Origin of the sequence: Williamsia muralis, from assembly GCF_051487485.1 — a bacterium.
GTDB lineage: Bacteria > Actinomycetota > Actinomycetes > Mycobacteriales > Mycobacteriaceae > Williamsia > Williamsia muralis_B.
Genome location: NZ_JAHVCV010000002.1, coordinates 425,829 through 438,164 on the forward strand (window position 1 = coordinate 425,829; position 12,336 = coordinate 438,164).

Here is a 12,336-nt window from a genome sequence, read left to right on the forward strand (position 1 = left end):
GGCCTAAATGGCCCCTAGCTGCGCAATGCCTGCTTGAGCAGCGCCTCGATCTGTGTGTCGTCGACACGCAATTGTCTCAGGGCGGCAACATGCTCCACGGTCAACTGCGCAGCCCGGTGCACCGACGAATCGGCGTGCGCCTTCACGAACGACCCCTGTCGCCCCCTGGTCTCGATGACGTCCTCGGCCTCGAGTTCGCGGTATGACCGGGCGACGGTGTTGGGGGCCAGATCGAGCTCTTCGGCGAGGGCGCGGACGGTGGGGATCCGGCTGCCGGCGAGCAGCTTGCCCGAAATGACCAGTTCGATGATGCCGCGACGCACCTGCTCGTACGGTGCGATGTCGGATTCCGGATCGATGGACAGTTCGATCATCCCGGCACCGAGCCTGTGCGTGTCACAGCGGATCCCTCGACACCGGGCACGACATGCACCGCGGACCGCCGCGTCCCGAGCCGAGTTCGCTGCCCGCGATGGTGAGTACCTCCACACTCGAATCCTCGAGTCTGCGATTGGTCTCGACGTTCCGGTCGTACGCCACGACAACACCCGGGGCCAGCGCCAGGGTGTTGTTCCCGTCGTCCCACTGCTCACGCTCGGCGGTCACCGCATCCAGACCGGTGTCGATCACCCGCAACTTCTCGATTCCCATGGCGTCGGCCGCGGCCTCGACGAACGGGTCGGGACCCGTCACCGAGACCGAGCCGTCTGTCATCGCGATCGTGAACGCCGACAGGGAATCCTGGATCACCGGGTACATCACCACCGCGTCGGTGTCGACCATGGTGCAAACCGTGTCCAGATGCATCGACGCGCGGCGCTGCTCGATCGGGACGGCGAGCACTGTGTGCGCGAGACCATCCTCGAAGAGGCTGCGCGCCAACGCTTCGGCACCTGCTGGAGTGGTTCGCTCACCGACACCGACGGCGACCACCCCGGGAGCGAGCAGCAGTACGTCACCACCCTCGACCGGCGCGGTGTGCGACTCGTAGGCACGCCGGACGCCGAGGAACCGGGGATGGTGGGCGTAGATCAGGTCGGTCAGCGACGTCTCGCGGACACGGGCCGGCAAGGCGAGTGAGGTGATGGCGAAACGGTCACCGATCCAGAACGAGCTGTCGCGGGTGAACAGCAGATTGGGCAGTGGGTCGATGGCGAACTCGGTCCCGTGGTGCATTCGCCAGACCAGAGATGACCGGGCCGAGGCCGCCGACTCGGGCATCTCGTCGAAGGTCATCCCCGCCATCAAGACGCCCGCCAGGTCGGTCGGCGACAACTTGCGCAACTCGGTGGCAAGGTCGTGGGCCAGATGGTGACCGAGGCGGCGGGGGCTGACCGCTGCGGCGATCCCCTGCATCCTGGCGGCGCCGCTGTTCGCGATCGTCTCGGTGAGCAGGTCACCGAGCAGCAGTACCTCGACGCCACGCCCACGCAACACTTCGGCGAAGGCGTCGTGTTCTTCCTGCGCACGGTCCACCCACGGCAAGCCGTCGAACAACAGTTGGTCACTGTTGCGCGGGGTCAGCCGCCGCAATTCGTCGCCGGGGCGATGCAGCATGACGGCGCGGAGTCGGCCCACCTCGGAATTGGCACCCAATGCTGGTTCTTCACCCGACTCGGGGTGCTCGGGACCGGACTCCTCAGACATGCCGTCAACGTTAGTTCGGTCGCGGCTCTTTCGCCGGTATCTGTCCACCGGTGCGCGCGGGCGCGGTCTCCCGCGCAAAGCCCCAGACGATCAACGCGGCGAAGGCGATCGCCCCGGTCATGGCGAACGCCGGTCCGAAGCCCCAGGTTTGCGCGATGGCCCCGGCGATGACCGGCCCACTGATGGATCCCAGATCGGTGGTCATCTGGAAAGTCGCCAAGGCAGGCCCGCCTTGGCCCCTCCCGGCCAGCACGTCCGCGAGCGCAGCCTGGTGGGTGGGCGCGAACAGACCGGAGCCTATGCCCGCCACAAAAGTGAGTCCGCCCACGATCCAGATGTTCCCGCTGTAGCCGAGGACCACGGTGGCGCCGCCCATCAGAGCCAGGCCCGGCAACATGATCGGCCGGCGACCCCATGAATCCGACAGCCTCCCGGCCACCATGATCGCGAGTACGTTGCCCGCCGAGTAGATGGCCAGCACCACACCGGACATCGCCGCGGATTCACCCAGCTCGTCGACGATGAGCAGGGGCACCAACGCCACCCGCACGCCCATCGACGCCCACCCCTGCGTGAAACTGGACGCGAGAATCGCCCGGTAGGCCGAGTCGCGCAACGCTTCTCGCAACGGCATCGCTGCCTGGGCGGCCGCACCCGGCTGCGGTCGGCCGCCGACGCCGCGCAACTGGGTGGCCACCACCGCAGAGGCGACGAGCAGGGCGATGGCGTAGACGACAAACGGCATGCGCAGGCCGAAGCCGATCAGCGCGCTCCCCACGAGAGGGCCGGTGATGTTGCCGACGAGGAATCCGGCGCTGAAGTAGCCGGACACACGTCCGCGGATGTCGGGTGGCGCCAGCCGGATCATCAGTGCAGTCGCCGACACCGAGAACATGGTCGAACCGATGCCGCCGAGACCACGGAAGACGAGCAGTTGCCAGTAGGTCTGCGCGAACGCACACGCGAGTGTGGACGCTGCGACGATGAGCAGGCCCGCCAGGTAGATCCGCCGCTCCCCCAGCACCCGCACCAACCGACCGCTCACAGGGGCGAAGGCCAAACGCATGAATGCGAACGCCGAGATGATGATCGATGCAGCGGTGATGCCCACGTTGAAGCTGCGGGCGAATGTCGGCAGTGCCGGGGCGATGAGTCCGAAACCCAGAGCGATGACGAAGTTCGAGCTGAGCAGTACCCAGATCTCGCGGGGTATCTGCTTCACGCCGCCCAAGTTACCGCCGACGCCTGCCCGAACCCCAACCGCGGCCCGCCGAACAAGCCGGGCCGTGTTCTGCGCCGGCGGTTGACGTGAAGGTCTACGATCTGATCACACGCGTAACCACAATGCCACAGCCCTGGAGCCGGACCACAATGCACAAGAACCCCACCCGCACGGCGGATCTCATGACCACACTCGGCTCCACCATGGGTGTGGCGAACGTCATCATGCAGCTGTCCTTGCCGGGGGTGGGCTATGGGGTGCTCGAGAGCCGGGTGGACAGCGGCAGCACCTTCAAGCACCCGTTCAAGCGAGCGCGCACGACCGGGCAGTACCTCGCGGTGGCCATCCAGGGCACCGACGACGATGCCGAATACGTCCGCACGGCGATACAGGCGATTCATTCTCAGGTCACCTCGACACCCCAGAGCCCGGTCGGCTACAGCGCGAACAACCCCAACCTGCAGCTGTGGGTGGCCGCCTGCCTCTTCCGCTACTTCGTCGACCAGTACGAGTTCATGTACGGCAAGATCAGCGACGCATCCGCCGACGCGATCTACGCCGATGCCGCCCGGCTCGGCACCACCCTCAACGTGCGTCCCGACATGTGGCCCGCCGACCGAATTGCCTTCGAGGCCTACTGGGCCGAGCAGATGCAGAAGATCTCCATCGACCCGCCGGTGCGGGAGATGCTCGCGTCGCTGGCCGACCTCAGCTTTTTGCCGGGGCCCCTCGGACGCGCCGGGGTGGTGATGCAGCGCGCCCTCGGTCAACGCGTCCTGTTCATGACCAAGGGCGCCCTGCCGCCCGAGTTCCGCGATGCGATGGGCTTCACCTGGACAGCGGACGACGACCGCCGCTACCGCAAGGCCATCGCCATGCACCGCCGCTTCGACTGGGTCAACCCCGGCTTGCTCAAGGGTTACAACCAAGTGATGCTGGCCGGACTGCGTGTCCGCCGGAAACTGGGTATCCGTGTCTTCTGACCGGTTGTCGCGAACGGCGCCGCGGGCCGGTGGTCGGGGGCTAAGCTCGGCACGCATGCTGCCCCTCACCACGCACGGCGTGTGCAACCTCTGCGAAGCCATCTGTGGACTGCAGGTCACCGTCGAAGACAACCGCGTCACCGACATCCGCGGCGACCGCGACGATCCACTTTCGCGCGGCCACATCTGCCCCAAGGCAACAGCACTGACCGATCTGCACGCCGACCCCGACAGGCTCCGCACCCCGGTTCGCAAGACCGCCGACGGCGGGTGGGAACCGATCAGCTGGAAAGCCGCGACAACGCTGGTGGCCGAACGCATCTCGATAACACAACGTGAACACGGTCGCGACGCGGTTGGCCTCTATCTCGGCAATCCGAGTGTGCACAGCCTCGGATTCGCGACCCACGGCCTGTCGTTCCTCGGCGCCCTGGGTTCGAAGAACATGTTCTCCGCGACATCGGCCGACCAGCTGCCCATCCAGCTGGTGGCGCACCTGATGTACGGACATCAGCTGCAGATCCCCATTCCCGACCTCGACAACACCGATCATTTCCTGGTCTTCGGCGCAAACCCGGTGGTGTCCAACGGCTCGATGATGACCGCACCCGACTTCCGGAACCGCATGCGCGACCTGCGCCGGCGCGGCGGTCGGCTGGTGGTGATCGACCCTCGCCGCACCGAGACCGCCGCCATCGCCGACGAGCACCACTTCATCCGGCCCGGCACCGACGCGGCGCTGCTGCTGGCGATCCTGCATGTGCTGGTGCATGAGCGGGGCGTGGACAACGCACGCATCGAACATCTTCCGTTGTCGGGCATGGACGGCGTGCGCGATGCGTGCGCCTCCACCACACCCGAGTGGGCTGGGCCGATTACCGGGATCGATCCCGGCGAGATCCGTCGCGTCGCTTGCGATTTTGCCGAGGCAGATCGTGCCGTGGCGTACGGCCGGATGGGTGTGTCAACCCAACAGTTCGGCACTGTGTGCCAGTGGGCGATCCAGGCGATCAACGCCGTCACCGGCAACCTCGACCGCGTGGGCGGGTCTCTGCTGACCGATCCCGAGATCGACCTGGTGGCCCGGAAATTAAGCGGTCGTGGGCATTTCGACAAGTGGCGCAGCCGCGTCCGAGACCTGCCCGAGTTCGGCGGCGAATTGCCGGTGTCCACCCTCGCCGACGAGATACTCACCCCTGGTGCCGGGCAGATCAGGACGCTCATCACCCTGGCAGGCAACCCGGTGTCGTCCACCCCCGGCGGAAGCCGCCTCGACCACGCCCTGGAGAACCTCGACTTCATGGTCTCGCTGGACTTCTACATCAACGAGACCACGCGGCATGCCGACATCATCCTGCCGCCGACGATGATCCTCGAACGAGACCACTACGACCTGGTGTTCCATCAGCTAGCGGTCCGCAACACCGCCCGGTTCACCCCTGCGGTTCTCGAGAAAAGCGCCGGTGCCAAGCATGATTGGGAGATCTTCCGTGACCTGACCCTGGCGCTCGGGCGGGCGCGCGCCTCCAAGCGAAGCCTCCGTGAACGGCTTCGAGCCGTCCCCGCCGCGGCCACATCGTCGGCTCGCATCCATGCGACCCCGAAGATGCTGATCGCGTTGCTGCTGCGCACCGGGCCCGGTGATCTCACGATGCGCGACCTCCTGAAGTCACCGTCGGGTCGTGACCTCGGGCCGTTGCGTCCCGGCCTCCGACGCAAACTGGTGGCCAAGTCCAAAACGGTGAACGTGGCCCCGTCGCTGATCGTGGACGATCTCGCGCGGGTCCACAGCGAGCTCGTGGGAACACACGACGGCGAGCTGCTGCTGATCGGACGGCGCCATCTCCGATCGAACAACTCCTGGATGCACAATTCCGAGAGGCTGTCCAAAGGCCAAGAGCGTCATCATCTTCTGATGCACCCCAAAGACCTGGCGCACAGCGGATTGTGTGCCGGCGACAAGGCTGTCCTGCGTTCACGCGCCGGCAGCACCACGGTCACGGTCGCCGAGACCGAGGACATCATGCCGGGTGTGGTCAGCCTGCCCCATGGCTTCGGTCAGAACCGCGGCGGCGTGCAACTGGCGGTGGCCGGTCTCATCGATGCACCGAGCGCCAACGACGTGACCGACCCGCAGTTGCTGGATGCGGTCTCGGGCAACGCCGTACTCAATGGCGTGCCCGTGACCGTCTCCGCCGTCTGACGCGGCCCGGGCGTCAGCCCATGTGGACAGCGCCCTGGGCAGGCAGGTCGTGCTTCTTGACCCGGGTCAGGATCAGCACCACCGGTGTCACCAGGACCAGCAGACCCGCGGCCCACGCGAACGCGGACGTGTAACCCGACACCTCGGCGGCGAGGAATGCGGTCGCGTCGGATGTGGCCGGATTCGACGGCAGTGCATCTGTTTTGGCCGATGTGTACACCGTGGTCAGTAGTGCGGTGCCCATTGCCGCGCCGACCTGCAGGCCCGCGCTCGAGAGTGCACTGGCGGCGCCGGCGTCGTGGTCACGGACACCGATCAGGGCCACGTTCTGCACCGGCACCATCAGCAGTCCCATACCGAATCCGAAGACGGCCAGGGCAGGGAAGACACCGGTCCAATACGAACTGTCCACGTCCACCTGGGCGAGCAACAGCAGACCGGCGGCGGCGACCACAGGGCCGATGGCCATCGGGACCTTGGGCCCCACCGACACAGCCAGTTTCGCGGCGATCCCCGATGCGAGCACGATGAACGCCGTGATCGGCAGACATGCGACACCGGCGATCATCGGACTGAAGCCCAGAACCGCTTGCAGGTAGATGGCCAGATACAGCGTGCTCCCGACGAGTGCGACGCCGGCGAGTGCGATACCGATGAGCGCCGAACCACGGTTGCGGTGCCACGGAACCGACAGGGGCAGCAGTGGATTGGCCGACCGGTGCTCCACCACCGCGAACAACCCGAGCACAACGAGTCCGCCGACGATGAACCCGATGGCGTCGGGTTCCAGCCAACCGTGCTCGGCGCGGGTGAAACCGTAGACGAGGGAGCCCAGGCCCACGGCGACCAGGATCGCCCCGGGCAGGTCATAGCTGGTGTCGCCGTGCGCCTTGGTCTCCTTGACCACCGGAACGGCGGCAGCAATGGCGACCACTGCGATCGGGATGTTCACCAGCAGGCACCAGCGCCAGTCGACATACTGGGTCAGCGCGCCACCCAGGAGCAGTCCGATGGCCGCGCCACCTCCGGAGATCGCACCATAGACAGCAAATGCCTTGGCGCGCTCCTCGTCCCGGGTGAACGTGGTGGTGAGGATCGCAAGCGCGGCCGGTGCGACCAGCGCCGCGAACACACCTTGACCGGCGCGGGCGATGAACAGTTCGATGCCGTTCTGCGCAATGCCACCGACGCCGGACATCACCGCGAAACCGACCATGCCCACGACAAACGAGCGCTTGCGCCCCCAGTAGTCCGCGATGCGTCCACCGAGGAGGAGCAACGCTCCGAAGGCCAGCGCATACGAGGTGACCACCCACGCGCGGTCACCGTCGGTGATGCCCAGATCAGCCTGGGCGTCCGGCAGGGCTATCGACACGATGGTGCTGTCGAGGACCACCATGAGCTGGGCCAGGGCCACGATCGCCAGCACCAGCCAGCGGCGTTGATGATTGGGATTGGCGGGTCCTGGGTCGATCGCGGCGGAACCGGTTTCGGGCACGTCTGTACCCACAGGGGATGTGGTCATGGGAAGCGACGGTAATCGTGTTTCTCCCCAAAATCAAACGAACTAGTTCGACTGACTATGCTTGGTCGATGGCCCCCACCGATGTGACGGCGACAAAGCAGCGAATTCTCGACGCAGCGCGAGACGAGTTCGCGGTCCACGGACTGGCCGGCGCCAGAATCGATCGCATCGCCTCGAATGCCAACGCCAGCAAAGAGCGTCTCTACGCGTACTTCGGCGACAAGGTGGCCTTGTTCCACGCGATCCTCGACGCCGATTTCGATCGCTTCCTCGATGCGGTCCCGTTCGACGCCGAGGATGTGCCCGCCTATGTGGTGGCCCTTTTCGACGACCTCGTCGCCAGACCCCAGACTCAGCGATTGCTGTTGTGGGGCCAACTCGAGGGCCGCGCCCCGCGACTGCGTGAGCTCGCGACATCCGATCCGCGATGGCGCATCCGCATCGACGCCATCCGTGCCGCGCAGCACGTGGGGCAGATCGAGCCGCACTGGGATCCCGAAGAGGTGCTGACGGTCATCTTCGGGCTGGTGTCGAGCTGGGTCACCACTCCGGGGTCAGACGGCCATGCCGATGTCTCCCCCGCGATCATCGATCACCGCAGATCGATCGTTCGCGAGTCCGCGCGCCGGATCTTCGGTCCGGCGCCGCACTGATCAGCAACCCTCGATCTCGATGATCGGCGATCCCTCACGCCGGGCGAAGCGAGATGTCGCCAGGTTGCACAGCCCCTGAGTCCTACAGAGCCATCGATCGCCGCCGTCCCACTGTGCGGTGAATGCGCTGCGGCCGTGGATTGCTCGGCTGTTGTCGAGGATGAAGAGTTCACCCGGATGCAGCACCACCTCACTGCGGTGGGCCATCCACACATCCCGGACGGCCTCGAGCGCAATCCGATGTTCCGTACTGGACGTCGACATCAGGTCCTCGTCGTACGTGAGCACCGGGTCGTCCCAGGAACCACTCAGTACCGGGATGGGACCACGCACCTCGTCGGGTACGCCTCCGTCGATGAACGAACTGTCGACGCGCGTGAAGTAGACCGGATCACGCAGTAGTCGAGACGTCTCCGCGGGCAGCCTGCGCTGCAACTCACGCGCGGACAGCAGGAACGTCGAGGCGTGGGGGTCACCGCGCAGGCAACCCAACGCGATGAAGTCCGGGCGGGTGCGCAGGTTGTGACACTGCTCGGTGTGGCTCTCGAGGTCGACGGCACTCCCGGTGGACGTCTGCCGACGCAGGTGGCGACGCACCGGGACAAGCGTCTGGACCAGTTCTCCGCGACATTCTGGCCGGTAACCCACGAGATGCACGATGCTCGACAGCAGCAGGGCCGATTGCCTGGCCATCAGCGTGTGGCGTGTGTTCGCACCCACCGCAATGTCTGGAGTCGGCGGAATGGGGCCGACCTCCAGCCCGCTGAGCAACAGCCCCCCGTCGCCGTCGACGAGGAAGTCGAACAGCAACTCCCTCAGTTCGGTGGGTAGCAGTGCCGCCGCGAGTCGGCTCTGGCGTGCGAACGCGTGGGGGTCGTCCAGGGAGTCGGCGGTGATGTTCTGGGCAATCAACTCGACGACCTCGCGATTGCCGGCGACCGACTTGCGTCGGACGGTCGGCCACGGGGTTCGAGGTGTCCAATCGGCGTGCGTTTGTGCACTCATCATGAGTCCGCCCTCCGGTCCATGCTCGTTGCGGTAACAACAGCGTAGTGCGCAACACCGCTGCGCACACCGCAACAAGCGACGGTCAGTCGCCGGAGCCTCAGGCGCCCGCCGGCGCCGTGGGCCGGCGGCCGCTAGTCGGTCGCCTCGAGTTTGCGTTCGCAGTCGTCGGTGATCAGCCGGTTGTTGCCCAATCCCTGTTGCGCATAGGCGTCTCCGGGATTGAGCAGCAGGCACGCCTTCATCGACAAGCAGCCGCACCCCACGCACGAGTCCATCAGGTCTCTCATGCGTTGCAGCAGGGCGATTCGCTCGTCGAGGTCGTCCACCCATCGTTGTGACGCGCGGTGCCACATCGACTTGGTCGGTGACTCGTGCTCCCCGAGAGCTTGGAGTACCGAGCCGATGGTGGCGAGCGGTATGCCCGCCGCCTGCGATGCGCGGATGAACGCGACCCGGCGCAACATCGCCCGGTGATATCGGCGCTGATTGCCTGCCGTTCGCCTGCTGAAGATCAATCCGCGATCCTCGTAGTATCGAACCGCCGATGGCGCGACCCCTGCTCGGATGGCCAGCTCCCCGACCGTCATCTCCAATTTCTTCGGTGGCATGACCACATCGTAGCTTGACTTCAAGTTCACTTGAACTTGAATACTCGTTTTCCATGACCCACACACAGCCAAAGTTCGTTCTCATCATCGGTTCGGTACGCAAGGGCCGGATCGGCCCCAAGGTCGCGGAGTGGTTCTTGCACCACATGCGTTCTCGTGACGTCGATTTCGAGGTGGTCGACCTGGCCCACCCCAGTGACACCCGGACAAGCGCCGTCTTGGCATCCGCCGACGGCTTCGTCGTGGTCACCCCCGAGTACAACCACTCCTACCCCGGTGAGCTCAAGATCCTCATCGATGCCCACCGTGAGGAGTGGAAGAAGAAGCCCGTCACATTCGTGTCCTACGGCGGGATGTCGGGCGGCCTCCGTGCGGTGGAACATCTTCGCGCCGTGTTCGCCGAGCTCTATTCGGTCGGCACCCGCAATGGCGTGGTGATCCATGCGCCCTGGGACCACCTGGTAGACGGAACGCTCGAACTCGACGATGCCGCCGTCGCCTCCGCCCGAGCGGCGATGGACGAATTGACCTGGTGGGCCGAGCTGTTGAAGTCGGCACGCGTGGCAGATCAAGGGGCGGCGTGATCATGGATGCTCGGGCAAAGAAGGTGGCTGCGATTCTCGCGCTGGGCACCCTGATGGTGATGCTGGACGTCACGGTGACCGTGGTCGCGATCCCCGGGCTCGCCGAGTCGTTCGACACGAATCTCGCGACAGTGCAATGGGTCACCACCGCATACGCTCTCGCACTTGTCGCCGTGATGCCGACAGCAGCGTGGATGATCGGACGATTCGGTGCCGCACGCGTGTACATCTGCGCACTGACCGTGTTCGTGGCCGGATCGGCCCTCGCAGGTCTGGCCTGGAACGTGGAGAGCCTCATCGCCTTTCGGGCGGTTCAGGGATTCGGCGGAGGTTTCCTGCAACCAGTCGGCATGACCATAGCTCTGCAGCTCGTCGACGAACGCCACCGAGGGAAGATGATGGGCTGGCTCGGCCTCCCGTTGCTCGTCGGGCCGGTCCTCGGCCCCACGGCGGGTGGCTTCCTCGTCGATAGTGTCGGCTGGCGATCGCTCTTCCTGATCAACGTTCCGATCGGGATCGCGGCAATCATCTTGGCCATCAGAGTGTTCCCGCGAACAAAGGGAACAGAGAAACGCCCCCTCGACTGGGCGGGCCTGCTGATGCTGGCACCCGGTGGGGCACTGCTCGTGTTCGGCCTGGCCAAGGCCGGCGACCACGGCGACCCTCTCACGCTCGCTGTCGTCGCACCTGCCGGGGCCGGGGCACTGCTGCTGGCGCTTTTCGCGCGGCGGACACTGAACACCGAACGTCCGTTGCTCGACCTCCGGTTGCTTCGCGAGCGGTCGTTGTCGACGGGCGCGCTGACCATGCTGCTGGTGGCCGGGGCGTATTTCGGTTCGATGATGATCTTGCCCATCTACGTCCAGGCAGTTCGGGGAGACACCGCGACCACTGCCGGCCTGCTGATGATCGGCCAGGCACTCACCACCGGCGTGGTGGTGCAGATCGCCACCCGGCTGGTCGATCGCGTGGACCCGCGAATGGTGGTGTGGTTCGGGATCTCGGCCACGGTGGTCGCGATGTCGCTGATGACAACGATCCTCGACGACAACACCTCGTACGTCGTGGTCGCCGGGATCGGCGTGGTGATGGGTATCGGGATCGGCTCCACGTTGATGCCCGTGATGACTGCCGCCCTACGCGGCGTCTCGGCCGAGCACATGCCTTCGGGTACAACGATATTGACAACCGGCAACCAGTTCGCCGCCGCGATCGGCGCGGCGGCCGCCGCGACGGTGCTCACGACTCACCTCAACAATCGGGTGCCCCTGCTCGACGACGGCGGTATGGCAGCGGCGCTCGGACTCTCGACAGCCGAACGCTTGGTCACAGGGCCGGCACTCGCCGACGCCGTAGCCGACACCTACCTGTTGACACTGGGCCTACTCGTCGCGGCGCTTGTGACGTCGTTTCTTCTCCCGCGGACAGCGGTCGCGGTCAGAACGGCCGAGCCCGCCGAGCGAACCGAACTCGCCGCAGAAGCGGGCTGAACGCCTCTAGGCGACGGCGCGCCTCACACGACCGCGCTCGGGCCACGGCCAATCGAATTGCAATTCGCCGCCGACGCCGAGCTGCCGCCAGCGGCGGGCCAGGCCATCAGCTTCGGTGAGGCAGTCGTCGATCTGGCGTGCGGTGGCGCCGGCGATCTCGATTCGATCATCCAGCCGCGGTGGCACCAGATGTCCGTCATGGTGCTGGTGCCACCGCACATGAATGACAAAAGCAAGCGACTCCGAGCGCTGAACACCGTGTCCTGCGGCCACGTTCCGTTTTGCACTTCGCTTCGCCCATCGCTTGTCGCGCTGGGCATCGAGGGGCACGAACGAAACACCACAACTGCCACGGGTTTTCGCCACCGCGCGGCAAAGGGACGATGAACCTCGCAATCCGGCCGCCCGGGTGT

Annotated in this window: 12 protein-coding genes; 5 read left to right on the forward strand and 7 right to left on the reverse strand. The window is 65.9% G+C overall.

The window, feature by feature from the left end:
• Positions 1 to 14 precede the first annotated feature (14 nt).
• The 3 genes from KXR83_RS05305 to KXR83_RS05315 are packed head-to-tail and all read right to left on the reverse strand — an operon-like array spanning position 15 to position 2,869.
• Positions 15 to 374, reverse strand: a complete 360-nt coding sequence (locus tag KXR83_RS05305; RefSeq protein ID WP_437423892.1) for a GntR family transcriptional regulator — start codon at positions 372 to 374, stop codon at positions 15 to 17.
• 22 nt (positions 375 to 396) lie between these two features.
• Entirely contained in the window at positions 397 to 1,647 is a 1,251-nt protein-coding gene (arcA, locus tag KXR83_RS05310) for an arginine deiminase (RefSeq protein ID WP_437423893.1), read from the reverse strand.
• A gap of 10 nt (positions 1,648 to 1,657) precedes the next feature.
• Entirely contained in the window at positions 1,658 to 2,869 is a 1,212-nt protein-coding gene (locus KXR83_RS05315) for an MFS transporter (protein WP_317713122.1), read from the reverse strand.
• 182 nt (positions 2,870 to 3,051) lie between these two features.
• Here KXR83_RS05315 and KXR83_RS05320 point away from each other — a divergent pair, with 182 nt between their 5' ends.
• Both KXR83_RS05320 and KXR83_RS05325 read left to right on the forward strand, forming a co-directional pair.
• Positions 3,052 to 3,852, forward strand: a complete 801-nt coding sequence (locus tag KXR83_RS05320) for an oxygenase MpaB family protein (protein ID WP_437423894.1) — start codon at positions 3,052 to 3,054, stop codon at positions 3,850 to 3,852.
• A gap of 55 nt (positions 3,853 to 3,907) precedes the next feature.
• A complete protein-coding gene (locus tag KXR83_RS05325; RefSeq protein WP_437423895.1) occupies positions 3,908 to 6,055 on the forward strand; it encodes a molybdopterin-dependent oxidoreductase in 2,148 nt (715 codons plus the stop codon).
• Positions 6,056 to 6,068: 13 nt separating this feature from the next.
• On the opposite strand, the gene KXR83_RS05330 is transcribed toward KXR83_RS05325, so the two are convergent.
• Complete coding sequence (locus KXR83_RS05330; RefSeq protein ID WP_437423896.1) at positions 6,069 to 7,580, reverse strand: MFS transporter; 1,512 nt, start codon at positions 7,578 to 7,580, stop codon at positions 6,069 to 6,071.
• A gap of 68 nt (positions 7,581 to 7,648) precedes the next feature.
• Between KXR83_RS05330 and KXR83_RS05335 the strand changes: the two genes are divergently transcribed.
• Entirely contained in the window at positions 7,649 to 8,233 is a 585-nt protein-coding gene (locus KXR83_RS05335) for a TetR family transcriptional regulator (RefSeq protein ID WP_437423897.1), read from the forward strand.
• Here KXR83_RS05335 and KXR83_RS05340 read toward each other — a convergent pair whose 3' ends face one another.
• Together KXR83_RS05340 and soxR are read right to left on the reverse strand one after the other, a co-directional pair.
• Positions 8,234 to 9,241 carry a TauD/TfdA family dioxygenase gene (locus KXR83_RS05340; protein WP_437423898.1) on the reverse strand — a complete coding sequence of 336 codons (1,008 nt, stop codon included), beginning with the start codon at positions 9,239 to 9,241 and terminating at the stop codon, positions 8,234 to 8,236.
• Positions 9,242 to 9,372: 131 nt separating this feature from the next.
• Positions 9,373 to 9,849 (reverse strand): redox-sensitive transcriptional activator SoxR, encoded by a 477-nt coding sequence (gene soxR / locus KXR83_RS05345; protein ID WP_437423899.1) that lies wholly within the window; start codon positions 9,847 to 9,849, stop codon positions 9,373 to 9,375.
• A gap of 53 nt (positions 9,850 to 9,902) precedes the next feature.
• On the opposite strand from soxR, the gene KXR83_RS05350 reads away from it, so the two are divergent.
• Both KXR83_RS05350 and KXR83_RS05355 read left to right on the forward strand, forming a co-directional pair.
• Entirely contained in the window at positions 9,903 to 10,433 is a 531-nt protein-coding gene (locus KXR83_RS05350) for an NADPH-dependent FMN reductase (RefSeq protein ID WP_437423900.1), read from the forward strand.
• A 2-nt stretch (positions 10,434 to 10,435) separates the two neighbouring features.
• On the forward strand, positions 10,436 to 11,923 hold the full coding sequence (locus KXR83_RS05355; protein WP_437423901.1) for a DHA2 family efflux MFS transporter permease subunit: 1,488 nt from the start codon (positions 10,436 to 10,438) through the stop codon (positions 11,921 to 11,923).
• Positions 11,924 to 11,929: 6 nt separating this feature from the next.
• Here the strand turns inward: KXR83_RS05355 and KXR83_RS05360 are convergent, their stop codons facing one another.
• Positions 11,930 to 12,253, reverse strand: a complete 324-nt coding sequence (locus KXR83_RS05360) for a hypothetical protein (protein WP_437423902.1) — start codon at positions 12,251 to 12,253, stop codon at positions 11,930 to 11,932.
• Positions 12,254 to 12,336 lie beyond the last annotated feature (83 nt).

Excerpts from the sequence above, each read along its gene's own strand:
- KXR83_RS05305 (WP_437423892.1), bottom strand. The coding sequence starts at position 374 with ATGATCGAACTGTCCATCGATCCGGAATCCGACATCGCACCGTACGAG.
- arcA (WP_437423893.1), bottom strand. The coding sequence starts at position 1,647 with ATGTCTGAGGAGTCCGGTCCCGAGCACCCCGAGTCGGGTGAAGAACCA.
- KXR83_RS05320 (WP_437423894.1), top strand. The coding sequence starts at position 3,052 with ATGACCACACTCGGCTCCACCATGGGTGTGGCGAACGTCATCATGCAG.
- KXR83_RS05325 (WP_437423895.1), top strand. The coding sequence starts at position 3,908 with ATGCTGCCCCTCACCACGCACGGCGTGTGCAACCTCTGCGAAGCCATC.
- KXR83_RS05330 (WP_437423896.1), bottom strand. The coding sequence starts at position 7,580 with ATGACCACATCCCCTGTGGGTACAGACGTGCCCGAAACCGGTTCCGCC.
- KXR83_RS05335 (WP_437423897.1), top strand. The coding sequence starts at position 7,649 with ATGGCCCCCACCGATGTGACGGCGACAAAGCAGCGAATTCTCGACGCA.
- KXR83_RS05340 (WP_437423898.1), bottom strand. The coding sequence starts at position 9,241 with ATGATGAGTGCACAAACGCACGCCGATTGGACACCTCGAACCCCGTGG.
- soxR (WP_437423899.1), bottom strand. The coding sequence starts at position 9,849 with ATGCCACCGAAGAAATTGGAGATGACGGTCGGGGAGCTGGCCATCCGA.
- KXR83_RS05350 (WP_437423900.1), top strand. The coding sequence starts at position 9,903 with ATGACCCACACACAGCCAAAGTTCGTTCTCATCATCGGTTCGGTACGC.
- KXR83_RS05355 (WP_437423901.1), top strand. The coding sequence starts at position 10,436 with ATGGATGCTCGGGCAAAGAAGGTGGCTGCGATTCTCGCGCTGGGCACC.